The sequence below is a fragment of the Aeromicrobium camelliae genome (assembly GCF_003850045.1).
In the GTDB taxonomy this organism is placed as follows: domain Bacteria; phylum Actinomycetota; class Actinomycetes; order Propionibacteriales; family Nocardioidaceae; genus Aeromicrobium; species Aeromicrobium camelliae.
Map to the genome: position 1 here is coordinate 18,888 of NZ_RQJX01000022.1, position 22,770 is coordinate 41,657.

23 protein-coding genes are annotated in these 22,770 nt (G+C 70.2%); 1 reads left to right on the plus strand and 22 read right to left on the minus strand.

The genetic code is table 11. The features are described from left to right. Window positions 1-2: 2 nt before the first annotated feature. The 22 genes from EHW97_RS13720 to EHW97_RS13825 form a co-directional block, all read right to left on the minus strand. Entirely contained in the window at window positions 3-1,484 is a 1,482-nt protein-coding gene (locus EHW97_RS13720) for a TraC family protein (RefSeq protein ID WP_124237741.1), read from the minus strand. Between the two features lie 32 nt (window positions 1,485-1,516). Further along, a complete protein-coding gene (locus EHW97_RS13725) occupies window positions 1,517-2,986 on the minus strand; it encodes an SCO6880 family protein (protein WP_124237742.1) in 1,470 nt (489 codons plus the stop codon). Window positions 2,987-3,177: 191 nt separating this feature from the next. Further along, on the minus strand, window positions 3,178-4,635 hold the full coding sequence (locus EHW97_RS13730; protein ID WP_124237743.1) for a type IV secretion system protein: 1,458 nt from the start codon (window positions 4,633-4,635) through the stop codon (window positions 3,178-3,180). A gap of 33 nt (window positions 4,636-4,668) precedes the next feature. Next, entirely contained in the window at window positions 4,669-4,995 is a 327-nt protein-coding gene (locus EHW97_RS13735) for a DUF6112 family protein (RefSeq protein WP_208002055.1), read from the minus strand. A 245-nt stretch (window positions 4,996-5,240) separates the two neighbouring features. After that, on the minus strand, window positions 5,241-5,543 hold the full coding sequence (locus EHW97_RS13740; protein ID WP_124237744.1) for a DUF6112 family protein: 303 nt from the start codon (window positions 5,541-5,543) through the stop codon (window positions 5,241-5,243). 249 nt (window positions 5,544-5,792) lie between these two features. Then, on the minus strand, window positions 5,793-6,548 hold the full coding sequence (locus EHW97_RS13745; protein ID WP_124237745.1) for a class I SAM-dependent methyltransferase: 756 nt from the start codon (window positions 6,546-6,548) through the stop codon (window positions 5,793-5,795). A 191-nt stretch (window positions 6,549-6,739) separates the two neighbouring features. Further along, window positions 6,740-8,380 carry a M23 family metallopeptidase gene (locus EHW97_RS13750; RefSeq protein ID WP_124237746.1) on the minus strand — a complete coding sequence of 547 codons (1,641 nt, stop codon included), beginning with the start codon at window positions 8,378-8,380 and terminating at the stop codon, window positions 6,740-6,742. A gap of 13 nt (window positions 8,381-8,393) precedes the next feature. After that, a complete protein-coding gene (locus EHW97_RS13755) occupies window positions 8,394-9,071 on the minus strand; it encodes a hypothetical protein (protein ID WP_124237747.1) in 678 nt (225 codons plus the stop codon). A gap of 90 nt (window positions 9,072-9,161) precedes the next feature. After that, the gene (locus EHW97_RS13760; RefSeq protein ID WP_124237748.1) at window positions 9,162-9,884 is read right to left on the minus strand and encodes a hypothetical protein; all 723 of its coding nucleotides are present in this window, start codon (window positions 9,882-9,884) and stop codon (window positions 9,162-9,164) included. A gap of 93 nt (window positions 9,885-9,977) precedes the next feature. Beyond that, a complete protein-coding gene (locus EHW97_RS13765) occupies window positions 9,978-10,430 on the minus strand; it encodes a hypothetical protein (protein WP_166367516.1) in 453 nt (150 codons plus the stop codon). Continuing rightward, on the minus strand, window positions 10,417-11,625 hold the full coding sequence (locus EHW97_RS13770; protein WP_124237750.1) for a ParB/RepB/Spo0J family partition protein: 1,209 nt from the start codon (window positions 11,623-11,625) through the stop codon (window positions 10,417-10,419). Before EHW97_RS13770 ends, EHW97_RS13765 begins: the two co-directional genes overlap by 14 nt. Next, window positions 11,622-12,437 carry a hypothetical protein gene (locus tag EHW97_RS13775; RefSeq protein WP_124237751.1) on the minus strand — a complete coding sequence of 272 codons (816 nt, stop codon included), beginning with the start codon at window positions 12,435-12,437 and terminating at the stop codon, window positions 11,622-11,624. Before EHW97_RS13775 ends, EHW97_RS13770 begins: the two co-directional genes overlap by 4 nt. Window positions 12,438-12,667: 230 nt before the next feature. Next, complete coding sequence (locus EHW97_RS13780) at window positions 12,668-13,078, minus strand: hypothetical protein (RefSeq protein WP_124237752.1); 411 nt, start codon at window positions 13,076-13,078, stop codon at window positions 12,668-12,670. Then, window positions 13,053-13,838 (minus strand): DUF2637 domain-containing protein, encoded by a 786-nt coding sequence (locus tag EHW97_RS13785; protein ID WP_124237753.1) that lies wholly within the window; start codon window positions 13,836-13,838, stop codon window positions 13,053-13,055. Before EHW97_RS13785 ends, EHW97_RS13780 begins: the two co-directional genes overlap by 26 nt. Next, on the minus strand, window positions 13,838-14,749 hold the full coding sequence (locus tag EHW97_RS13790; RefSeq protein ID WP_124237754.1) for a bifunctional DNA primase/polymerase: 912 nt from the start codon (window positions 14,747-14,749) through the stop codon (window positions 13,838-13,840). Before EHW97_RS13790 ends, EHW97_RS13785 begins: the two co-directional genes overlap by 1 nt. Window positions 14,750-15,020: 271 nt before the next feature. Beyond that, window positions 15,021-16,325 carry a hypothetical protein gene (locus EHW97_RS13795; protein WP_124237755.1) on the minus strand — a complete coding sequence of 435 codons (1,305 nt, stop codon included), beginning with the start codon at window positions 16,323-16,325 and terminating at the stop codon, window positions 15,021-15,023. A gap of 146 nt (window positions 16,326-16,471) precedes the next feature. Further along, the gene (locus tag EHW97_RS13800; RefSeq protein ID WP_124237756.1) at window positions 16,472-17,887 is read right to left on the minus strand and encodes a hypothetical protein; all 1,416 of its coding nucleotides are present in this window, start codon (window positions 17,885-17,887) and stop codon (window positions 16,472-16,474) included. A gap of 128 nt (window positions 17,888-18,015) precedes the next feature. Further along, window positions 18,016-19,110 carry a DNA-methyltransferase gene (locus EHW97_RS13805; protein ID WP_166367517.1) on the minus strand — a complete coding sequence of 365 codons (1,095 nt, stop codon included), beginning with the start codon at window positions 19,108-19,110 and terminating at the stop codon, window positions 18,016-18,018. A gap of 226 nt (window positions 19,111-19,336) precedes the next feature. After that, a complete protein-coding gene (locus EHW97_RS15995) occupies window positions 19,337-20,305 on the minus strand; it encodes a helix-turn-helix domain-containing protein (RefSeq protein WP_124237758.1) in 969 nt (322 codons plus the stop codon). A gap of 11 nt (window positions 20,306-20,316) precedes the next feature. After that, on the minus strand, window positions 20,317-21,057 hold the full coding sequence (locus EHW97_RS13815; RefSeq protein WP_124237759.1) for an SDR family oxidoreductase: 741 nt from the start codon (window positions 21,055-21,057) through the stop codon (window positions 20,317-20,319). After that, window positions 21,054-21,482: a GlcG/HbpS family heme-binding protein gene (locus EHW97_RS13820; RefSeq protein ID WP_124237760.1), complete on the minus strand. Its 429-nt coding sequence runs from the start codon at window positions 21,480-21,482 to the stop codon at window positions 21,054-21,056. The genes EHW97_RS13815 and EHW97_RS13820 overlap by 4 nt, the downstream gene beginning before the upstream one ends. 13 nt (window positions 21,483-21,495) lie before the next feature. Then, on the minus strand, window positions 21,496-22,044 hold the full coding sequence (locus EHW97_RS13825; protein WP_124237761.1) for an NADPH-dependent FMN reductase: 549 nt from the start codon (window positions 22,042-22,044) through the stop codon (window positions 21,496-21,498). Window positions 22,045-22,142: 98 nt separating this feature from the next. Here EHW97_RS13825 and EHW97_RS13830 point away from each other — a divergent pair, with 98 nt between their 5' ends. Beyond that, window positions 22,143-22,685, plus strand: a complete 543-nt coding sequence (locus tag EHW97_RS13830) for a MarR family winged helix-turn-helix transcriptional regulator (RefSeq protein WP_124237762.1) — start codon at window positions 22,143-22,145, stop codon at window positions 22,683-22,685. The last annotated feature ends 85 nt before the right edge of the window (window positions 22,686-22,770 follow it).

The following is a 22,770-nucleotide window of genomic DNA, read 5'->3' on the forward strand; positions in this document are numbered from 1 at the left end:
TGCTATTGCGTGAGCCGACCACGGGTATCGAACAATTCGAGCTCCCCGGGCGTCATCTGATGCTGAATAAGGAAGGCTCTCTCCTTGATCCGCCACAGGGCTTGCCCGATCCCGAGGCTGGGTAGCAGAGACTGCTCGGTGCCGGTCAGCCCAAGGGTTTGGGCAGCGGATCCAATCTGGTCGGTCTCCTGCCGGTAGACGATGCGGACCTCGGCATTGGCGAGCAGGCTCGAGGCCAGTGCCCGCATCATCGAGCCCTGGTCGCCGACGTTGTCCAGATCGGAGAGCTTGTGGAAGACGAGGGCGTTGCTGATCCCGTAGTGACGGGCCAGGCGCCACTGCGCGTCCATGCGACGCAGCAGGGACGGGTGGGCGAGCAGCCGCCAGGCCTCGTCGTAGACCACAAGCCTCTGACCCCCGCGGGGGTCGAGGAGAGCTGCTTCCATCCACGCGCTCGCACATGTCATCAGCACGCTGATGAGGGAGCTGTTCTCCGCGACCTGGGAGAGGTCCAGCGAGATCATCGGCAGGCTGGGGTCGAACGCCACCGTGGACGGCCCATCGAAAAGACCACTGAGGTCGCCGGCGACCAACCTCCGCAGCGCGTGGCCGACGAGCCGGCCGTCCTCGGCGGTGAGGTCGCCGAGCGCGTCCGGGCTCGGGTCGAGGATCCGGTCGACGATCATCGGCAGGATCGGGGTCGTGTTGTCGCGGACGGTCTCGGCCAGGGCGATGTCGATCGCGGTGTGCTCCAGCGGCGACAGGCGCCGTTCGAGGACGGTCTCGGCGAGCGCGCCAAGGAGGTCACGGCGGCGGGAGGCGACCATGCCGGCCCACTCCTGATCGCTGGTCCCGGCGGGCCGGTATCCCTCATCGAGGGGATTCAGGCGGGTGCGGCGGCCGTGGCCGAGGCGGATCGCCTTGCCGCCCACGGCCTCCGCGATGTCCGAGTGCTCGCCTTTCGGGTCACCGGCGAGGTAGACACGGCGGCCGAACGCGATGCTGCGTGTGTAGAGCGATTTGATGAGGGCGCTCTTCCCGGCGCCGACGATGCCGGCGATGATGAGGTTCGGGGCGGTGATGACGCCTTGCCGGTAGAGCTCGAACGCGTCGAACGCGAAGCTGCCGCCGGAGTAGAGGTCCTGGCCGATGAAGATCCCGCGCGAGCCGAGGCCTCCTTCGGCGAGGAACGGGTAGGCGGCGCGCAGGACGGCGGAGGTGTCCTGGTGCGGGCGGGCCTTGAACCGGACCTGGGTGCGCAGCGCGGCCGGCCCGTCCTCGCCGGAGGCGGGCAGGTAGCGGGTCGCTTTCGCTTCGGCGTGCTCGGCGCGCGCCTGATCCCGGGCGATGGCCTTGCGTTCGGCGGCGTCGGCGGCCAGGCGCTTCGCGGCCGCCTTCTGGCGGGCCTTGCGGTCGCGGCGCGGCACGTTCTCCGATCCGACGAGGACGGCGGTGTGCAGGCGGCGGAGCTCTTCATCGCTCATGATGCGGGTTCTCCTTCCAGGGAGCAGAGGGGTTAGAGGCCGCGGCCGAGCGGGAGCGCGGCGGCGGCGAAGGCGCTGGCCTGCTGCCCGACCAGGCGGCGGGTCTCGCAGGAGGCCTGGACGGCGGCCTGCTCGATGGCCGCGACGGCGGCGTCGAGCTCGGGGCCGGTGTCGGCGGAGACGGCGACGAGCCCGGTGAAGCGGAGGATCCCGTGCCCGCTGATCAGGTCGGCTTCCTGCTGGAGGACGTCCTGCAGCTCGGCGGACTGCTCGGCGTCCTCGATCTGCCCGATCCGCCGCCGCTGCGCCTGGTCGGAGATGTGCTCGGTCTTGCGCTTGCGGACGTCCCGGGCCGCGACATCGGCGCGGATCGGGTCATAGAGGAGGGTGACGGCGCGGCGGATTCCGCCGGTGAGCAGCAGCGGGGAGAGGAACCCGGGGAACACCTGCGAGCGGGGCCATTCGCTGATCCACAGCACGGCGTGCCAGGCGGAATCGGAGCGCAGGCGGTCCCAGCGTTCCTCGACGGCGACCGGCCCGGCGGTGGCGAGGTCCTGGCCGATGTCCCCGGCCCGGTCCAGGGTGGCGGCGATCTGCGGGTCGTAGGCGGTGCGCAGCATGATGGCCAGCTGCCCGGGCGTGTACCAGTCAGAGGCATCCAGGTCCACGGCCCGCAGCGCCGTGGTCAGGGTGGTCATCTCCTGTTTCAGGACCGCCGCCGCGCCGCGCAGGCCGCGCCCGGCGGTGCGGACCTGCCGGGCGGCGGCCTTCATGTCCAACGAGAGCGACAGTGTGGAGACGTGGCGCTCACCCGCGGGGCCTGCCCGGTCGATGAGCTCCTTATACGTGTTCGCGACCCAGGAACCGTCATCGACGCCCTGGCTCGCCCACCACTGGGCCAGCCCGGTCCCGGAGTCGGGGATCGTGCGCTCGAGGACCTGGATGCGGGCGATCCGCCCGGACCGGCACCCGGTGGCGAGCACCCGCCCCCACGCCTGGACCCGGCGTTCCTGTTCACCGGGATCGAGCAGCACGAACGAGGGGTGGGTGATCTCCCGCAGCACGGTCAGCATCTGGGCGTGCGGGTCGTGCACCATCACCGCCCCGGTCTCCGGGTCCACGTACTGGCGCAGCGCGGCAGCGTCGCCCGGCAGCGCCAGGGTGCCGGCCGGCCGGGGCTTGACGATGCGGCGCCGGTAGCGGGTCTGCCCGGTGACCGACCGCCACATCCAGGCCAGGCCGATGGGCAGCCATTCGACGAGGCTGCGCCCACCGACCCGGATGACGGCGACGAGCAGCGCCGGCAGCCAGACCACGCCCAGGTAGAGGACCGTCTGGCCGCCGGTGTAGAGGCCGAGGACGAAGGCGGCGATCGCGACGCCGATCGCGATCAGCTGGGCCAGGGACAGGCCGAGCAGGATGCCGCGCTTGGACAGCCGGGAGAACTTCACCGGATGCAGCTCGGGCTCAGCGTCCTTGGCATGCTTCTCATGGGTGGTCATGGCAGGTGGTCCCCTCTCGGATCAGACGCGGCGCCTCGTGGGCGCCTGCCACCCAGGTGCGGAGCCGGGACAGCGGCAGGCCCCGCCACTCCCGGGGAGCGAGGTCGCCATGACTCGCTCGTCCCGGGCGGGCGGGGCCTGCCGGTCCTGTTCCACCTCCCTCCCGTGAGGATCACGTCTGAGGAACCCGGTCAGTGCTTCGGCGGTGCCGGATCCGTCGGCGGGACCGGTTTCGGATCCTGGGTCGGCGGCGTGGCGGGCGGCGGTGCTGGTGAGGTAGGTGCCGCATCCGCCGGACGAGAGCTGGGCGGTGCTGCGGCCCCGTCGCTGGCGCCGGACGCCTGCGCGTCCGCGGCCTTCCCGATCGCGTCCCCGGCCTTCGGGCCGGCCTCCGCGGAGCCCTTGACGACCGCGACCCCTGCCGCCACGCCCAGGCCGACCGGCCCAGCAGCCGCACCAGCACCCGCCCCGGCACCCGCGCCTGCCCCGGCACCGCCAGCGCTCCCTGCGCCGGCGCTGCCCGCTCCGGCCGTGCCACCGGCTCCAGCACCCGTCGCGTCCGCACCGGCGCCACTGCTGCTCGTGGCCGGGCTCGGCGAGTTCGGCGGCGGGGGCGGCGGGTTGTCACCACCACCTCCACCGCCGCCCCCTCCTCCGCCGTCGGGGCCGTCGCCCTTGGGACCGAGGACCTTCTCCACGTTCTCCGGCTTCGGGGCGTGCGGAACCGGCAGCGGCCGGTTCATCGACTGCCTGGCCTCCTGCTCGGTGCTGGTCAGGTGGTACATGTCCGCGCCGGCGAAGGCGAGCAGCTTGTAGCACATGTACGGGGCGAAGGCCGCGATGAACATCAGCACGATGCCCGCGACCGGGTCCGCGATGGAAGCGAGGTCGAGGTCGATCGGGGCGTTGACTTGGGTGATGGCGACCAGGAACACGAGCACGACGACGAACTTGGAGAAGATCAGCGCGAGCACGAAGCTGGCCCACTTGGAGAACCATCCGCGGGTGACGTCCCAGCCGGCTCCGGCGAGGGCGATCGGGCCGAGGACGACGAGGATCAGGATCAGCGCCTTGCGCACCAGGAGGCTGAACCACACGATGGCGGCGGCGGTGATCGCGAGGAAGGCGAGGAAGATGATGATGATCGCCGCCGCGCCCGGCGCGGTGATCTGGATCGTGGTCAGCCCCGCGATGAGGGCGGCGATCTTGCCGCCCATCTCCTCCAGCGTCGTGCCGGTGGCCTGGATGATGCCGATGCACAGCTGGTCGACGATCTCCAACAGGGTCGCGGTGATCGTGACGAGGATGAACGCGCCGAGCACGCTCTTGGCCATCCCCGTCGCCGCCCGGCCCAACGCGCCGGGCTCACGCCGGATGAGGCTGCCGATGAGCTGCAGGCAGAAGAACGCGAAGGTGATCAGCACGGCCAGGCCGAACACGACGTTGTACACGTCGAGGTAGCCGTCTTCGGTGATGTCGACCAGGGTGGTGGTGTCGAACAGCGCCCACACACCCTCGAACATCCACTGCGCGGCGCCGCCGACGGCCTGCGCGAGCCAGTCGAACGGTGCGCTGATCAGGCTCGCGGCTCCTTCGCCGACTTTGTCGCAGACGGTGCTGATGACAGGGACATCACAGACGCCAGCCATAACCCGCCTCCTTTCGAATCCCGTGGGGGCGGGTCAGGAAATGGTTCCTCCGACATTCCAGAAGAAGTTGATGAGCGTCACGGCACCGCCGGTGATGATCGCGGCGGCACAGGAGACGAGGACGCCGACCTTTCCCCTCGAGGCGAGATGGGGATTGCTGGAGTTGGAGCCGAAGCCCCACACGATCGCCGAGATCAGCAGCGCGAGCACGCTGAGAATGAGCGCCACGGTCATGACCGCGCCCACGATCGTGCGCAGCGCGGCGATGCCGGGAAGGCCGTCGTCGTTGGGGGTGATGTTGATATCCATCGGCACCAGGGCCGGGACGATGGTCGGGACGAGATCCAGCAGGACAGACATGGGGCGGCTCCTTCGAGAACATCCGGCCCGCGCCACTCGCGGGTCAGCGCATCAGGTGCGACCCCGGAACTGGCGGCGCCCGGCGCGGGCTCCGCCCGCGTCTCCCCAGACCCCTCCGCCACCACGGACACCGACCGGATCCCGGCGACGTGAAGCGCTCCGCGTCGCCTCGCTGCGACGCGGGGCGCCTGCGACGTCCTGATCGGACGCCCTCTTCCTCGCCACCGTCGGCGGCCGAGTGCCGGCTATACGGTGCTGCCGACCTGGACGAGGAAGTTGACCCAGGCGACGCCGGCGCCGGCCAGCGCGGCGGCCCCGATGGAGACGAGCACGCCGGTCCGGCCGCGGGATGCCGCCTGGAGGTTGCCGTGGGAGGAGGCGATCGCCCAGACGATCGCGCTAACCAGGAGCATCAGAACGGCGAAGACCAGCACCACGGTCAGCAGCGCCCCGAGGACCTGGAGGATCTCCGTCTTCCCGCCCACGGCGTCGAAGTCCGGGAACACGTCGACCTCGAGAAGCACGGGCGGGGCGGCGATGACGGGCATGGGGTTCTCCTGCTTCCTGGCTCGGGTGACCGTCCAGGTGCGGGCAGGAACCGTCCGAGCTCGCCGTGGCGGACTCGAGTTCGCAAGGCTGCAGAGGCCGGGGAGCCCGCTTGCTCTCCCGGCGGCACGGCCTGACGGGGCGTGCGGGCGCGGGTCAGCGCACCTGTCCGGTCGGGCGCCGGGCCGGGGCGCTGGCGACTTCTATCGGAGCATCGCCGTCGGGATCCTCCGCGGGCGCGGGCGAGGTGGCTAGGGGCGTCGGGCTTCGATGAGGTGGCGGGTGGAGTGGGCGATGAAGGGGCCGCTGCTCTGGATCAGCTCGTGCAGGTCCCGGAGCCGGTCCCGGTATCGCTCCACGGTGAAGCCGGGGACCCACCAGATCACCTTGCGCAGCAGGTAGACGACGGCCGCGACATCGTGGATCTCGATGCGCAGTGTCGCGGTACGTAGGTCGACGATCTCCATTCCGGCCGTTTCCGCCGCGGCCGACTCGTCGTCGGGGTGGCGTCCGCGCCGGGCCTCCGGCTGGGGGCCGAGGAAGAACTCGATCAGCTCGAACACGCTGGCCGGCCCCACGTGCTGAGCGAAGTAGGTTCCGCCGTGGCGGAGTACGCGCGCGATCTCTTCCCACCAGATCGTCGCCGGGTGCCTGCTGGTGACGAGGTCGAACGCCTCGTCGCCGAATGGCAGCGGCGGCTCGTCAGGATCCGCGACGACGGCGACTCCGCGGGGGTGCAGCAGCCGCGTGGCGCGGGCAATGTTCGGCGGCCAGGATTCGGTCGCGACGGCGACGGGCGGGAACGAAGCGGCCTCGGCGAGGAACTCACCGCCGCCGGTCTGAATGTCCAGGGACGCGGTGGCCGAGGTCAGTCGACGGGCGAGCAGACCCGCGTACCCCCATGGCGGCCGCTCCTCGGTGGCACGGCCGTCGAGCCAGGAGAAGTCCCACCCGGAGACGTCAGCTGATTCGCCCGTCTCAATCAACTCGTCGAACCCGCTCGTCATCGTCCGATTGTCCCATGAGTGCGGCGTCCACTCGGTGCCGCTGAGACCAAGAATCGTGGGTGGCGGAGTCTCAATCGCGACGCGCCCGCCCGCCGCCTGGTTCCCGAAATGAGAGCCTTGGGGACGCAGCGCAGTGGCCGAAACGATCATGCTGCCGCTCGCTTATAGTGCATCAGATGCAACTTCGGACATTATTCTCTGACGGTCACGTGCAGGTGATCGAAATGTCCTCCGGTGATATCGGAGGGGTCGTGCATTCCGCCGCCGTTGTATTCGCGCCAGCCTTCGTCGTCGCGGTCGATGTTCCAGATCTTGCCCTGCCAGATGAGGTACTGGATGCCGAGCGTCTCGGCGTTGTCTTTCATCCAGTTCGTCACCTCCCAGCCGTCGTCGAGCTGCCCTGGGGTCGGGCGCTGGCCGATCGGGTTGCCGAAGGTGATGTCACACGCCCGGCCCAGGGGATGCTCGCACTTCTGGCCGGCGCGGGGCGAGTAGCAGGACCATCCGGTGTCGGGGAAGCGCTCGAGAGCGGTCTGGTAGACGTGGAGCATCCGCGCGGTGATCTGCCCGTCGGTGGTCGGGTCCTCCACCATCCGGTTCGGGTCGCCGTCGACCTCGCCCGGATCACCCCCGGGCGCCTGGCCGTCCGTGTCGCAGCCGGACCCGCCTGGGGTGCCGGGCTCGGCGCCGGGAAGGTCGGCGGCGCCGTGCTCGTCCAGCCAGGCGGCGGAGTCGATGGGCGTGCCGTTGGTGCCGCCTTCGCGGACCTCGAAGTGCAGATGGGGTCCCGTGCTCTGCCCGGAGCTGCCGACGTCGCCGATGTGCTGCCCGGCGGTGACCTGGTCGCCGACCGCGACGTGGATCCCGTCCTGCCACATGTGAATGTAGGCGGTGGCGATCTTCTGCCCGTCGATGGTGGGCTCGATGACGATGAGGCCGCCGCCGGAGTCGGTGTAGCGGGCGACGGTCACGACCCCGTCGGCCGCCGCCATGATCGGCGTGCCATCGGGAGCGGCGAAGTCCGTGCCGGCGTGCAGCTTCCGCTCCCCGGTGATCGGGTGGATCCGATACCCGAACGGCGAGGTCATCGTCCAGGTGCCCTCGGGCAGCGGGAACACGACCCGCGAGGACTCCGTCGTGTCCGCGACCGCCACCGGGTCAGTTGACGCGGAGGTCGTGGGAGTGCCGGCGAGGGCGGCGATGATGGCCTCCGCGACCGGCTCGTAGTTGCGGTAGCGGTCCGGGAACGCCGAGACTTCCACGCTCTGCGCGGCTTCGCCCTTGTCCATCTGCTGCCAGCCGGGCACGTCGAGCAGGCCCCGCGGGGAGCCGTGGTTAGGGCCGTCCGGGCCGCCGAAGAACGCACGGACTTCGTAGTCGATGTCCATCAGCTGCGCGACCGTGCCCCAGCCCGATTGCGGCCTCATCTGCCACAGCCCGAGGCTGTCGTGGTCCCCGCCGTTGCCGTCGTTGGGGTAGGAGGCGGACTCGGGGTAGGCGGACGTGTTCGCCAGCTGCCGCAGGGAGGATTCCGTCAGGGCCGCCATGAGCGCGATGGTGATCGCGTCCCGGTTCACGCCGTCGATCCGGGACCCTGTGGTGATGATCTGGGCGGCCCGGGTCAGCTGGGTCTTGTTCAGGGTGAACGACTCGCCGTCCGCGGTGGTGACCCGCAGCTGCTCGGGCACGTTGCCGACGTTGATCGGGCCGCTCCCGCCGCCATCTACGGCGCAGTTGGCGTTCGCGGGGTTGATCAGGACGCCGACGCCGAGCAGGCCGAGCATCGGGGCGAACAGCACGAACGCGAGCAGGACAGCCAGTGCCTTCTTCATCGCGACCCCTCGGCTACCGCAGGGGCTCGTCGAGGACCGAGAGCCGCAGCAGGTAGCAGGACTCGTCGCCGCGGAGCGGGCAGGTCAGGAAGATCGTGAACGCGACATCGTGTGCGCTGGTGACCGGCTTGTCGTACCAGACGCCCTCCCGATGCCGGGTGCCCTCGATCGTGTAGGCGATGGTGCCCGGCGCGAGACTGTCACCGGCGGCGGCCTCCGCGTCATCCCACTGGTCGGGCACGTACGCCCGGTCGATGTCCAGCCACTGCCGGGTCTGGTATTCCTGCAGCTGCGTCCAGGTGGACTGGTCCGGCAGGTAGCCGTCGAGATCGGACACCAGGCCGGGGGTCTCCAGCCCGGACGGGTCGGCGACCTGCAGCAGCACGTCCCGGTGGTCCTGCGGGCTCAGCAGCGTGTAGGTGTCCCAGGTGAACAGCGCGCTCGCGGCCGAGCGCGCGAAGGACTCGGGGTCGCGAGTGGCCGGTAGCGGTGTGAGGGTCGTCTCCGTCGGCGACGGGGACGCGGTGCTGCTGGTGCCCCGGTCACCCGGTCGGCCGCCGTCCGGGTGGGGTTCGCCCTTGATGAGGCCGTAGATGCCGACGCCGGCGAGCAGCGCGAGGACGAGGCCGATCGCGCAGACGGTGATGATCAGACGGCGGCGAGGATGCGAGTGCGGGGTCTGGCTGGCCACGATGAGGTGTCCTTCCTGGTCCAGGAGTTGCGGTCCCGATCCAGGTACGGCCCCCACCCCGCCATGCCTCGGCCTCGACGCCGGGCCGGTTCAGCGGGAGGGCGTGTCGCGGCCGGGCGGATTCCGGTAGGGCGAGAAGTCGATGTCCGGGGTCTGCAGGCGCCGCACGGTCTGCTCGACCCAGGTGCGGGCGCGGTCGATGAGGCTGTCGATGTCCGAGGGGATCGTCTCGCCTTGCGCGGTGATCTCGGCCCGCTGGGTGCCGTCGGGCAGGCGGACGAGATCCTTCTGCAGCCAGGTCCAGCCGATCGGCACGCGCTCGTCGTCGGCCCAGTCGGTGCCGCGCTCGTAGGCTTCCTCGATCGCGAAGACCGTGCCGTCGTTGACCATCAAGGGTTGGAACGTGTAGTTGCCCAGGGAGAACGCGGTCGGGTCCCCGTCGTCGGCGTAGAAGATGTCCTCGCCGTAGGTCTTGCCGATGTAGGCCAGGCCCGCATCCAGCAGCATCATCTGCCGGGTCCGGTACTCCGCGTCCTGCGCCAGAGCGGGATCGGTCAGCATGGGCGGCTCGTTGTGCCCGACGACGTGCAGGTACTCCTCGCTGTGCTGGTCGACGACCATCCGGTAGCCGTTGTCGGCGCGCTGCACATGCAGGGTGAGGATCGTGGTGCCGTCGTCGGCGTCGAAGTCGACCCGCCCGAACTCGCTCTCCTCGGCGAACCTCGGGCGCCCGCCGGGGACGACGATCCCGTTGGTGACCCAGACATGCGGCTCCAGGCGCTCCCCGGTGTCATACGGCGTCAGCTCGGCCATACCCCGCTCCCTCCCGTCACGGACGAAACCCGCCCGGAGGTCCCGGACGGGTTCTCACCAGTCAGGTACGGGCGATGCCCGGCAGCCCAGGGCTCAGCGTCCCGGCGCAGGTGCAGGAGGGGGCGGATCCGCCCGGTCGCTGGAGGTGATCTCGAGGTCGTCGGCTCGTTCGGCCAGCGCTCGTTCGGCCGGCGAGGGTGCCGGGAGCCAGGCGATCTGCCCGTTCTCGGCGAAGCCGACCATCAGGTGATCGGTCGCGCGGTCGACATGGACCGCGGCGCTCTCCAGCCGCATGGCCGCGGTCAGGGCATGCTCTCGGCCATCGGCCCGGTCGCCCGCATCGGTCGAGGTCCGCCCGGCCAGGCGGGTGTGCATCGCCGCGAGCTGCTGCAGTGACTGGTGCAGGCTGATCAAGGCCGACTGCAGCTCGCCGAGCACCGTGTAGCTGTCGGCCGGGTCATCGAAGAGCCGGCTCGCATGCGCCAGGCCGCGTGCCGCCTCCGACAGCTCTCCGGCATCTGCCACCGGATCCTCAAAGCTCGGCATGCTCGACCCCGGCTTCCTCCGCGGTCTCTTGCTGCGCAGTGCCCGCGCCGGCCCCCGCCTCCTCGATCGCATCGGTCCCCGCGCTCGCCTCCGTTTCGGCAGTGGCGCGGGCGGTGGTGGCTGCGGTGATGAAGGTGGTGGCTCCGTCGACATACGTGTCGATGAGGTCCCACTGGGTCTCGTCGGCGTACTGGCCGATCTCCGCCGGGTCGAAGCGATCCCACCAGCCGTGCTCACGACGGAGCAGGTCGACGAGCTTGCGAACCTGATGCTTCTGCCGCATCAGCGGATCCACATCAGCCCAGCCGACCTTCTCCTCGGCCGCCGCCGCGGCCTGCAGCTTCCGGACCCGCTCCAGCGCGAGCCCGGACTCCTTCGCAGCGTCCTTCGCCGGAAGGTCCGGCGCCAGGGCCGCGAGCTCGGCGCCGGCGGCGTCCCGGACCGTGTCGGGGGTGTCGGGGTGCTGGGCCAGGCGGGTGAGCGCGGCGAGGTTCTGTCGGGTCTTGACCTGCAGGAACCTGCCGTTGACCTTGCCGTCCTCGTTGAGCTCGAGCAGAGCCTCGGCGGCGTGCTGGCGGACCATCGGGTCCTCATCATCGTCGGCCGCGATCCGCCGGAGCTCGCCGATCTGCTCCAGCATCGTCCGTGAGTCCCGACCAGTGACCGCGCGGGCCGCCTGCACGCGGGACTTCGTGTCATTCGCCTTCGGCTCGTCCGTCTTCGCTGGATCGTCCGGGGGTGCCGAATCGGCACCCCCGTCCTCCCCGTCGGCCGCGCGATCATCCTCGGCGGCGTCGCGGTGCGGGGAGCCGAAGCGGGTGGCAGCGTCGCGGCGTTCGGCGTCCTCGGCGTAGAGGGCTTTCAGCTCTTCGTACAGCTCGGCCTGCTCGATGGGTTTGAGGGCCTTGCGCAGCGTCTGCTCGTCGCGGATCGCGAGGACCTGGGAGAGCTTGTCGGACACTCCCGGGACGATCCAGACCGGGGTGACGCGCCAGCCCAGCTTCTCCATCGCGGCCAGCCGCCGCTGCCCGGCGATCAGGACGTAGGCGTCGGTGACGGTGGGCGGGTTGAGGATCCCGACGCGGGCGATTGACTCGCACAGCTCGTCGAGGTCTTCCTCGACGTCGCGGCGGTAGGCGTGGCCGCGGGTGATCTGGTCGATGGCGTGCTCGAGCACGAGATGCCCGCGGGTCATGGCCGCCCGCCTCCTCCGGTGCTCTGGCGGGAAGCGGCGACAAGGCGGGTGTCGGCGAGCAGTTCGCCGAGGTCGTCGCCGAGCAGGACCCGGGCGAACAGCCCCATCTCCCGCTCGTTGCTGCGGGGCCGGCGCCCGACGGTGAGGCGGACCAGGGACCGCCAGGTGTCGGGGTCGTAACCGAGGCGGGTGGCGATGTGCAGGTCGCCGGTGACGGTCTCGGCGGCGGCCTCGCGCGAGCGCAGCCCGGTGATGCGGTGGGCGATGTAGTCCACGGCCTGCTCGACGCCGCGGTGCGCCCACCCGGTCGAGACGAGGAACACCGTCGTGGTGCGCACGATGCGGTCCACGCCGTCCTCGGCCTGCTCGCCCGGCTGGTGGGGGTGGATGTCGTACAGGTAGTCCTCGTAGTCCCCGGCCCGCACCGGGTCGGCATCCGGGCGGCGGGTCGGTCGTCGGGCCTTGTCCTGCGACGTCAGGAAGCGTTCGGCGAGGGTCTCGGCGGCGACCGAGCGGGCCACGGCCCGGGTGACGACCGCCCACGGGTCGCGGGCACGCAGCGTGGACGGGGTGATCATCGCGAAGAACGCCTCGACCGCCGCGTCGGCGGGGTCGCGATGCCAGGCCTTCGCCAGGGGCGCGTACTTGGTGGTGGCGTAGCCCATCAGCTCCGCGGCGACAGGGCTGGTCGACCATGCCTGGCCGGCGGTGAGTTCCTCGATGACCTGCCGCAGCCCGTCCGGGGTGGTGAAGTCCACGCCCTCCCCGGGCGCACGGTCATCGGGTGTCAAGGGCGAACGGGTGGTGCTCATGGCGACTCCCTCAGCATTCGAATGGTGGTATCCGTCAGGTACGGACCCGCACCGGCCAGAAGGGAGCGGTCAAGAGCGCAGGCACAGTCGTGCCCGCCCGGGCACCCCTACGGGGACCCCGGTTGGTGATCGGCCCGCGACCCCGCAGCGCTCAGCGCGCGGGTCACGGTGGTGGTCGTTGCGGCGTCCGGGTCAGTCGGCGCCCAGGCGGGCGCCGGACCGGGATGTGGTCACCGGCTCACCCCCTCCCGTCCGGCTGCACGCCCTGGGGCGCGCTCCGGGCCTGTCACGGAGACCTCGGCGCTGCGGTCGGCCATCCGCTGCCGCAGCGCGTCCCGCTGCTCGCGGCCCGCTTCCCGCACGGCGGTCATCAGCTGCCGGTTCAGCTCGTGGCCGCGCTCCATCACGCGGCCTCCCGCCCTCGCGGCCAGGTCGGTGGGACGCACCCACTCCACCCGGGCACGCCCGTCCGCCGCCGGCGTCTCCGGCTCGACGTGGAGGGTCGGGTCCTTGTGCGTGGCCAGGCGGGACTGCTCATCCTCCTCGGCCACACTTGCCCGCTCACGGGTCTCGTCGTCACCGGCGTCGTCCTTGGCAGCCGTCGGAGTGGGGTCCTCAGGGCTGTTCGGTGTCTGGCTCATGCTCATCGTCGTTCCTTTCGTCTGCAGGGTCAGGTGCGTTCAGCCAGCGGGCCACCGTCGTCGGGTGCACCCCGCGGCGACGGGCGATCTCCCGGTAGGACAGACCCTGTCCGGCCAAGCGGGCCGCTTCGCGACGATTGGCGTCGCGTTCCTGACGCGATCGCGAGTTCGTGCCCCGGCTGGGAGCAGACCTCAGTTCGCTGGCTTCCCGGGCGTCGTGGTCCTGCGCGGGTCCGGCCTCGAGGGCGGGCGGCGTCCGGTCGGGGACGCGGCGCTCGGTGACCACGACCGGAGACGGTGGCTGCTCCTGCTGGTCTTGGTCGTGGCGGGGGCCGGCGTTGCGGATGAGCTCGACGGTCAGATGCGTCATGGCCACCAGTACCAGCGGCGGCACCGACGCGACCAGGGCGGCGACCAGGCCCGGGACGCGCTGGTCGGCGGTGAGGACCGCGTGGGTGATGTTCGCGGCGACGGACACGCCGGTGCCGGCGGCGAGCAGCATCCACGCAAACCTTCGTGCAGAGCCCTCGGCGTCGCGGAGGGCGACCACGCTGATGGTGGCCTGCAGGATCACGCCGTCGACGATCAGCGGCCACAGCCAGGCCTGCCCGCCCGCGATCCCGGCGAGCCGGGCAAGGTCCTGCAGCGCCTCGAAGGACAGCAGGAACGCCCCCAGGGCGAGCGCGAAAGTCCCGGCGATCGCGGCCGCGATCACCCCGCGGGACACCCCGCCCCGCGTTCCGACCGTCGGCCGCGTCATCATCGGCCCCAGTCGTGCCGGCGAGAGGCCCCGCCGACAGCCGTCCTGGTGGTTGCGACGTCGGTGGCGGTGCGGTGGGCAGAGCGGATCGCGGTCGCGATCTCGCGGCCGTCCAGGCCGGTCTGCTCCGCCGCCGGGCCGAGCTGCGTGAGCGTGTCGCTCTCCGTGGCGCCGAGCTCGACCATGCGACAGGCCGCCCAGAACAGCGACGCGTTCCGGTTGCCTTCCTGAGCCCGCGACAGCCAGGATCGCAGCGCCGCGACCCGCTCCGACACGTCCGCCGGCACCGGCCGGACCGCACGCGCGGGCCGGGCTGGCCGCGCCGGGGTGAGCAGCTCCCGGATCCGGTCCCCGTCGATCGTCCCCGCGCCCAGGCGGGCGGCGCCGATCGGGGTGTAGGAGCGGGACCGCCCGTCGACGATCAGGCGAGAGGGGACGGTCATGATGTAGCCGCCGCCGGCGCGCAGGTCCACGTGCGAGCCGGGGCGTGCCCAGCTGCGCTGGGGCCTTGCCGGGTCGGCCGGGTAATACAAGTGCAAGCCGCCCGATGGTGAGCGCACGGCATGCGCCCACTGGTCGATCAGCCCCGACCGGCGCAGCGCCTGCAGGACCGAGAACCCGCTGCCGGTCGCATGCGCGTCGACATCCAGCACGTCCACGCCGCACCCGGCTCGCGGGACGGTCCCGGTGCGCACAGCGATGTTCGCCTCCGGGTTACGCCGCCACCAGTACGCCACCTGCTCGATATCTGTGGTGGCGTCATGGAAGCCGTGCCTGGTCGCCGGGTCCTTCGTGCCCGGCCAGCACGGGAACACCGAGATCCCGGCCCGCGCATATGCCAGCGCCGCCTGCCCCAACGGCAGTCCGGCGGTCTGGTCGAACGGCATCAACGGCCGCTGCTGTGCGGTCATCGCTCTCACCTCCCTGGGATGCGCAGGCCCGGTCCCGACCGATGCGAGGCGGGTCCGGGTCTTGCGACCAGACAGGTGCGGCACGGCGACACCCCAGGCTGTGGGGCGTCTGCGGTCGCGAGAGGCGGGCCTCCCGCAGAAAACCGGTGTCCTTCCCCATTAACGAGCCCCACGGGCAGAGAGCAACCTTTCAGCGGGAAGCTGCGCAGCAGAGTCGCAAGGATGCGCGAAACGATGCAGGTCCACACCCGCCCGCCGCGAGGCCGGGGTCTCAGCGGGACAGGTCGGTGTCCCCGTGGCGCGGGCCGGGATCCGGGCGGTCCTGGTCGGGGTGCAGCGACTGCTCGCGGCGGGCGAGGAGGTCGCTGAGCAGGCTCCCGCGTTCGATCAATGTTCCCCCGTCCGCGGCCGTGCGGCCGGTAGCCGTCACCAGCGTGTCGATCCGCTCCACCAGCTCCCGCAGGCCGTCATCGGGGATCTCCCAGTGGAAGTCGTCGTCCGGGTCTACTTCGGCGGCTTCCTCCAAGGCGCGGGCGATCTGGTTCAGCACGGTGCTGTCGTGCTCGGCGGGCGGGAACGCCGCCGACGCCGTGCCCGTGTTCCCGATCGGGCTGCGGCCGACGACGACCCGGAACTCGCCCTGACCGTCCATCCCGGTCGCCTGATAGACGCCCGGGATGATCCACTTATGCGCGTCGGACGCCTGACCCTCGTAGATCGGCATCCCGCCGGGCGTGTCCGGATCGCTGATGCTCACCTCAGGGTCCGCGGCGAACAGCATCGCCGCCAGCTCCTCGCGCTGCTCGCGCCCCAGGAGGCGGCCGGTGAACGCGGACGGCTGCTCGAGCAGCTCCCGCAGGGCCGTCAACGCCAGGAGGTCCGCAGGAAGCCACTCCTGATGGAATTGCGCCGGCAGATATGCCGTCCGCGGGCCGCCTTCCTGCCCGAGCTGCTCGAGCGCCTCGTTCTGCATCAGCAGCGTCGTCAGGCACTCCTGCTCCCAGTCGTGCACCGCGGCGCGATACGCGGCAACGTCCGGACGGCCCTGCTGATCGCGAAGCTCCAGAACGTCGGGATGCGGGGGCAGAGCGTGCCGCTCCATCACATCCAGCAGCCCGTCCCGAACCCGCTCTGCCCGCTCCACACGCTCCAGCAGATCCGGCAGCCGTGCCGCCGTCACCGCCAGGCTCAAGCATTGGTCCCGCCACTGTTCGCACGCCTCGTCATAGGCCTCTTCGTCGAGGGCTCCGCCGGGTGTGCGGTAGTCGGTCGGGTCGGGCTCGGGCGGGAACATCTCGGTGAGGATCTCCGGGATCCCGCCCTCGGAGAGAGAATCCCAGAGCTCTCGTGTCGGCTCGGTGATCGACCAGCCCCGCACCCTCGCGCCGCCCTCACGTGACCCGGGGCCGGCTTCCCCGGTGTCAGCGCCGGTGGCGTCGCGCAGCAGCGACCGCAGGAGCGCGCGAGCCTCCTCCTGCGAGGCCGCCTCGATCATCACGCGCACATCCACGTGCCGCGGCGATACCGCCCGAGCGTCGTCCTGGTTCTCCGCCATCGTGTCGTCTCCCTCGTGCATCGGCGAGCGTGTTCCTCCAGTAGGTAGGTCTGCTGCTCACCGCCGCCCCGCCTACCGCCCTACCGCGACTCGCACCACCGGTGCCAGGGATGGGGGTGAGGATGCGCGGATTGGTGGACGATGTGCGCGGCAGAGCACTGTGCGGCTCACAGGCCCGGCTCAGGCACCCCGGTTCCACCCGACCGCGTGGGCGGTTCTCCGCCGTTGTCGGGGGCGATGTCGTCGGCGCGCTGGCTGAGGACCTCGCGGACCGGATCCACGCTGCCGATCAGCGGCCGATCCGGGTGGTGCCATCCCAGGACGCCGTACACGTCGCCATCGGCCCGGACCTGCTGGCGCTGCTGCACGGCCGCCGGAGTTGCCGGTGCCGCGTCCCCGGTCAGGGCGTCATCGACCAGGCGCTGCGCCTCCGATGCCGAGCTCGCCGACACCTCGAACTCGACCGGCACCTGGTAGGTCCACAGCTTGCCCTCCGGCGCCGCCGGACGTTCGGCGGCAGCCGTCGGCCCTTCGGGTCCGAGGGCGGGCGCGTTGCCGATGCCGATCTGCTCATACCAGAACGCCGGATACGGGGTTGCGGCGCGGAGGTCATCCAGCCAGGCGCCGACGTCCTCCGGTCCTTTCCACTCGTCCGGGGAGCGGTGCGTCTCGAGGAACTCGGCCGCGCCTGCGAACGCGTCCCGGTCGGAGAGGGTCTCGTGCAGCACCGTGGCCAACCGTTGGGCGATCGCCGTCGCGCTGGCATCGGCGATCACCGTCGGGTCCTGGCCCTCCATGTCCGACCAGACGATCACGCCCACGTACGCTCGAGCAGGCAGCGGCGCGGGCTCCCTCTCGCCTTCCAGCGGGACCCAGGAGGGGAACCCGGCGCGTCGGGTGGTGTTCACCCGGCGGCTGATCAGCCGCACCAGATCTGGCAGCGACTGCTCTGGGGTGTGCTGCTGAAGCACTTGAGAGATCTCATCCAAGGTGCGGGACTCGTGGCGCTGTTTCGAGATTGCCGCCGACACCCGCCCCGACGGGGTCAGCTCCGAGGGCTCCACGACCAGCGCGTACTCGCGATCATCGGCATCGAACGCCTGGTAGACGCCTTCGGCCAGATGCCGGGCCGCATCGCTGGCGGCTCCCTCGAACACCCGTCCGCCCGAGGCGGTCTCTGGCTCCTCGACTACGATCTCCGGGTCTGCCTCGGCGAGCGTCGCCCGGATGCGCTGCACCGTCTCCTCCGGCAACCGGCTCGCGGCCTCCGAGCTCAGCATCGCTCCGAGCCCCTCGATGACCGCGACATCGGCGACCAGCCCCGGGTACTTCTCCTGCACCAGCGCGGCCTGCGACGGACGAGGTGGCACCGCCTCCCAGTCCGAGACGCCCCACGGCAACCCGTCTTCCACGACACGCCGGTCACGGGTGACGAACGCGGTGCCATCGGAGTCTTCTGCTGCCAGTGCTCGGTCGACGAGGGTGCGCGCCTCGGCCATGTCCCGAGCCGACACCAGGAAGTCCACGCCTACCCGGAACTCCCACAGCGGCGTGTTCTCATCCGGTAGCTCCAGCTCGATCATCTCGGCCCTCCTCACAGCCAACAGCGCCCCGCGGTGTGTCGGGCGCCTACCTGACAGGTACGGCCGCTGCCGACCGGACCCGACGCCTGGTCAGGGCTCGTTGATGGTCGCTTCCTTCCGGAGTGTTCTCAACCGCTCTGCTGCTCGTCCTCCACCCGGTCGAGGCGGGAGTCGATCAACGGCAGGTAGGAGGGGTCGCGTTCGATCGCGTCCACCTGGAAGCCGGCCCGGATCGCGGCCTCGATCGTGCTGCCCGAACCGGAAAAGGGCTCGATGACGAGCCCGCCGGGCGGAGTGAGCAGGGTGACCAGCCACCGCATCAGCCCGACCGGTTTCACCGTGGCGTGGGAGACGCCGAAGGCTCGCGGACGCTCCTCCCGATCCGGCTTGTGCTCGAACCGGAAGATCGGGAACCTCCGGGAGACCGGATCGCTGCTGTCCCAGGTCCCGGTCAGCGTGTCCAGCGCATCCGCCTGCGTACCGTCGAGGGCCACGTTGGTCGGCCACTTGCCCTGCCCGAACCGGCCGGCGTCGATGTTGAGGCCGCCGGTGCCGTGCTCGAGGACGGTCGCCACCGTCGAGGCCCGCGAAGGCTTGCGGGCGATGAGGATCGGCTCGAACGCCGGCCGCAGCGCGGTGCCCCACCCGGCCCAGCGGATCGCGTCGTCAGTGACCGGAGTGCCGTGCTCGCTCACCGCGCGCGTGGCACCGAGGATGCCGTCGTGATCGCTGCGCTGCACGAGCCGGTCCGGGCGCTGAACGCCGTGGTGCTTGTCGATCGCATAGGAGATATCCATGCTCTTGGGCATGCCCGTCGAGTGCAGCCATGCGATCTGGTCGCGGATCTCGAACCCTGCACGCTCCACCCCACGCACCATGCGATGCCATGTGCGCGTACCACCGAACGCTGCAAGATGCGCTCCGGGCCGCAGCACCTGCAATGCGCCCTGCGCCCAGGCGGTGCACCACTCCTCGAACACCTCCGCCGGGCTCATCCCGGTCGTGTCGAGTTCCGGGAGCGAGTCTCGGAAGCCGGCCACTCCGTCCCACGCGTTGCCGTTGAAGCCGAGCCCGTAGGGTGGGTCCGTGATCAGCGCGTCACCGGTCTCCGAGCCCAGGGCTGGCAGCAGGGTCACGGCGTCGCCCTCGTAGACGCGCGCGCCCAGCCGGTCGATCGCCGGCGCCGGGACGGGGGTAGTAGGGCGGGGTGTTGGATCGGGCACGAGCGGCCTCCCGGGATCAGCCGCGCCGCCCGCGGATCGGGGGAACGTCGGCACCCGGCAGGTGCGGTCAATTCCCGCCCCGCGAGCCCAGCCTCAAGCCAGCACCCGGCCGAAAAGGGGGCGCCGACCTCCCGCCATCCGAGCTCCGGTCGGTGCTGTGATGCCTCAGGCCAGGGCCGCCGGCGTCGGACCCGTGTGCTCCAGTGCCGGCCTCTTTCCCGAGCCCTCAAGCTGGTCCACACGATCGGCAATCGACGTTTGAACAGCGATCTCGGACGCGGAAGGACGCTGCGTATTCTCGGGGGCTAACTCCGTACCGCTTCTTAAAGTTGCGGGCCGCAACCGTCGCGTCCCGCCAGCCGGATTCCCTGGCGGCTTGTGTGACACCCATGCTTGTGGTCGCCAACAGCTCGGCCATTTTCTCGGCGCGGAGCCTCGCTAGATAAGCCGCTGGCGAAACACCGACCTGCGAATTAAACAGCCGCCTCAACTGAGACGGAGAGAGAGCGACCTCCCGAGCCAGCGTCTCCATGCTCCAGGTGCGGGATATCTGTCCGCGCATCAGGTCCGTCGCTGCGATCACCTCAGCGCGGGGTCTAGTTTGCGTCGGATCACCATCTCCGATCCGCCGAGCGGGTACACCCGCGTATCGACCGACAGCAGCGAATACGTCGGATGCTGCTGAGAGCATTGCAAATTCATTCTCCGACCGGCGCGGTAGTTGAGAGAGGTGCACCAGTCTCGGTGCAAGGGCGCGCATCGCATTTGCCGGCAACTGCAGTTGCTGCATCCCTGTGTCACCATTTATCGCGCCATGAAGTTGGTACACGAGAGGGTGCACGCCGCCGAGCCAGCGCACTTGGTCATGAAGGTAATCGGGGTGGGCATAGAAGGTGACAGTTCGGGCTAGCCCTCGTGGTGTCCCCGAGCATTCGAGCCCGGCCGGCAGGGTCAGTATCGTCCCACTGGAGGCAGCGATCGACTCCTCGGCGGAGCGAATTTCTGCCCATCCCACCACCATGAAGATGACTTTTACGGACTCAGCGCTCACCGGACCTGATGGTTCGCTGGAGATCGATTCCAGTACGCGCACCGGTACACCAGCATTACCGAATAGCTTGGATGCCGCAAGGGTGGTGGCAGCGGCTGAATGCCTTCCGCTCTTCCCGAATCCGCGCGTCCGCTCGCTCGTCATCCCGCCGCTAGTCAGATGAGCGATGCGCCGCCATCGACATACAGTGTCTGGCCCGTCACGAAGGTGGCGGTCATCAGGAAGAGATAGGCCTGGGCGACCTCGGGGATCGTCGCGGTGCGCTGCAGTGGGAAGGATTCCGCCATCTGCCGTCGGGTGGACTCGAGGTCTTCGGGTGCCAGATCCCGCCACAGCGGGGTGGGCGTCCACGCCGGTGCGACCGCGTTGACGCGCACCTCGGGGGCGAGCTCGACCGCGAGCCCGCGCGCCAGCGTGCCGATGGCCTGGTTGCCGATGAGCGCTCCGGATGCGGTGTGGGGTGCACCGCCGGCACCGGCGGTGAGAGTGAGGCTGCCATTCGCACGCACACGGGGAGCTGCGGCGCGCACGATCGTCAGGTTCGCAAGAAACTTGCCCTCCACCGTCTGCCGGATTTCCGCTATCGGCGCCGAGAGGAATCCGCCTCCCATCGCGCCGCCGACGGTCGAGACAAGGTGATCGAACTCGCCGATGCGGTCGAACAGCGTCTGCGCCGATGCCGGATCTCCGGCATCCGCGGCGTAACCGGTGACCGGAGTCGTGAAGCCGTCCAGCACGCGGTGCAGCTTGGCCTCGTCGCGGCCTACCAGCACGAGCCGCGCGCCCTGCGCCGCCGCCTGGTTCGCGACCTCGAGCCCGAAGCCGGATGTCCCGCCGACGATGACGACCGTCGAGTCCGTGAGCGAAGCATCGGGTGATGCTGTCAGGTTCGTCATGATGTCGCTGCTCCTGCCCGGGTGATCGCAGCGGCGGCAATGCGCTCATCGATGTCACCGGTCGCCCCGCTGACGCCGAGGGCGCCAACGACCTCTCCAGCGACGATCACGGGCAGCCCGCCCCGCAGCGGCACCAGCCCAGGTGTCGAGAGCATGGCCGGTTTCCCGTCGTCGATGAGTTCTTCGAACTCGCGCGAGGCCTTGCCGAGGTGGGCGGCGGTACGGGCTTTGCCGATGGCCGTGTCGATGGAGACCAGGCCTGCGCCGTCCATCCGCCGGAACGCGATCAGGTGTCCCGATGGGTCGGTGACGGCGAAGCATTGCGTGACGTCGTTCCTGATCGCTTCATCGGAGGCTGCATCGAGCAGCAGTTCCGCGCCGGCGAGATCGAGCGTTCGGTGGGAACGCGTGGTCAGATCGGTCATCGTCGCTCCCGTCTCAGCGACCGCGCGCGACGACGGTGGTGAGCTGGTCGAGTAGCGCGCGGAGCTCGCTCTCGCGGCGTTCGAGCGGTGTGAACGATCCGTCCTGGGCGAACTCGGTGAAGTTCGACATTGCGACCTGTGCGCGGATGTCGATCATCTGGAAGTTCGCCACGATCTGCCGCCACTGTTCGACTGCGCGGATGCCGTCGGCGGTGCCGTAGGAGACGAAGCCCACGGCCTTGCCGCTCCACTCTGGTGCGAGGGTGTCGACGGCGTTCTTGAAGGCGCCGGGCACGCCATGGTTGTACTCCGGGGTGATGAACACGTAGCCGTCGCAGGCGTCGATCGCGTCGCTCCACCGGCGTACGTTCGCGGAGTCGTACGAGCGGTTCGCTGCCGCCGGAGGTGTCGGCGCCGTCAGCAGCGGCACATCGAACTCCTTCAGGTCGATGACCTCGACGTCGACGTCGAGGTCATCGCGTGCGATCCCTTCGACCCAGCGGCCGACGTGTTCCCCCTTCCGGCCTTCGCGGATGGACCCGATGACGATCCCGATCTTCATGACGCTCCCTTCGGACGATGCCTGCGCATCACTTGGTTACAGATGCAAGTAAATCACAACGATGGTTACAGGTGCAACTATTTGCTAGCATCGACCCCATGGATGACGACACGCGCTGGCTGGGCGGCGGTGAGGCGGATGCCTGGCTGGGGCTGGTCGCCGTGATGGAGCTGCTGCCCGTGGCGCTCGATTCGCAGCTGACCCGCGATGCACGGCTAACGTTCTTCGAGTTCCTGACGCTCGCACAGCTGGCGGAGGTACCGGAGCGCGAGATGCGGCTCACCGACCTCGCAGCCGGTACGAACGCCTCGCTTCCGCGCATCTCCCGGGTCGTTGCCCGGCTGGAGCGCGACGGGCTCATTGAGCGCCGCCACAACGAATCCGATGCCCGAGCGCGCAACGTCCGCCTCACCGAGATGGGCCGGGACAAGCTTGCCGAGGCTTCCCCGAGGCACATCGGTCTGGTGAACCAGCACTTCACCGACGTGCTGTCACGCGAACAGATCACCCAGCTGACCGCTATCTGCGACCGGATCATCGGCAGCCTCGATCCCGAGCGCCGCGTGTTCGCTGAGACCTTTCGGGGGCGAAGCGGAAGGCCCGGACTCTCACGGCCGGTGGCGACGCGCGAGAACGATTAGAGATGGCGGCCATCGCGTATCACGATGACGGGCATGATCGAAGTAGTCTAGACAGATCGCAGGAGACGTACCACGCTGGAATAGT

Bases quoted from the DNA above. Each gene is read 5' to 3' on its own strand.
- EHW97_RS13800 (WP_124237756.1), bottom strand. From the start codon at position 17,887: ATGATCGAGCTGGAGCTACCGGATGAGAACACGCCGCTGTGGGAGTTC.
- EHW97_RS13745 (WP_124237745.1), bottom strand. From the start codon at position 6,548: ATGACGAGCGGGTTCGACGAGTTGATTGAGACGGGCGAATCAGCTGAC.
- EHW97_RS13825 (WP_124237761.1), bottom strand. From the start codon at position 22,044: ATGAAGATCGGGATCGTCATCGGGTCCATCCGCGAAGGCCGGAAGGGG.
- EHW97_RS13785 (WP_124237753.1), bottom strand. From the start codon at position 13,838: ATGACGCGGCCGACGGTCGGAACGCGGGGCGGGGTGTCCCGCGGGGTG.
- EHW97_RS13780 (WP_124237752.1), bottom strand. From the start codon at position 13,078: ATGAGCCAGACACCGAACAGCCCTGAGGACCCCACTCCGACGGCTGCC.
- EHW97_RS13775 (WP_124237751.1), bottom strand. From the start codon at position 12,437: ATGAGCACCACCCGTTCGCCCTTGACACCCGATGACCGTGCGCCCGGG.
- EHW97_RS13820 (WP_124237760.1), bottom strand. From the start codon at position 21,482: ATGACCGATCTGACCACGCGTTCCCACCGAACGCTCGATCTCGCCGGC.
- EHW97_RS13815 (WP_124237759.1), bottom strand. From the start codon at position 21,057: ATGACGAACCTGACAGCATCACCCGATGCTTCGCTCACGGACTCGACG.
- EHW97_RS13760 (WP_124237748.1), bottom strand. From the start codon at position 9,884: ATGGCCGAGCTGACGCCGTATGACACCGGGGAGCGCCTGGAGCCGCAT.
- EHW97_RS15995 (WP_124237758.1), bottom strand. From the start codon at position 20,305: ATGACGAGCGAGCGGACGCGCGGATTCGGGAAGAGCGGAAGGCATTCA.
- EHW97_RS13730 (WP_124237743.1), bottom strand. From the start codon at position 4,635: ATGGCTGGCGTCTGTGATGTCCCTGTCATCAGCACCGTCTGCGACAAA.
- EHW97_RS13790 (WP_124237754.1), bottom strand. From the start codon at position 14,749: ATGACCGCACAGCAGCGGCCGTTGATGCCGTTCGACCAGACCGCCGGA.
- EHW97_RS13770 (WP_124237750.1), bottom strand. From the start codon at position 11,625: ATGACCCGCGGGCATCTCGTGCTCGAGCACGCCATCGACCAGATCACC.
- EHW97_RS13750 (WP_124237746.1), bottom strand. From the start codon at position 8,380: ATGAAGAAGGCACTGGCTGTCCTGCTCGCGTTCGTGCTGTTCGCCCCG.
- EHW97_RS13795 (WP_124237755.1), bottom strand. From the start codon at position 16,325: ATGCACGAGGGAGACGACACGATGGCGGAGAACCAGGACGACGCTCGG.
- EHW97_RS13725 (WP_124237742.1), bottom strand. From the start codon at position 2,986: ATGACCACCCATGAGAAGCATGCCAAGGACGCTGAGCCCGAGCTGCAT.
- EHW97_RS13830 (WP_124237762.1), top strand. From the start codon at position 22,143: ATGGATGACGACACGCGCTGGCTGGGCGGCGGTGAGGCGGATGCCTGG.
- EHW97_RS13740 (WP_124237744.1), bottom strand. From the start codon at position 5,543: ATGCCCGTCATCGCCGCCCCGCCCGTGCTTCTCGAGGTCGACGTGTTC.
- EHW97_RS13720 (WP_124237741.1), bottom strand. From the start codon at position 1,484: ATGAGCGATGAAGAGCTCCGCCGCCTGCACACCGCCGTCCTCGTCGGA.
- EHW97_RS13765 (WP_166367516.1), bottom strand. From the start codon at position 10,430: ATGCCGAGCTTTGAGGATCCGGTGGCAGATGCCGGAGAGCTGTCGGAG.
- EHW97_RS13735 (WP_208002055.1), bottom strand. From the start codon at position 4,995: ATGTCTGTCCTGCTGGATCTCGTCCCGACCATCGTCCCGGCCCTGGTG.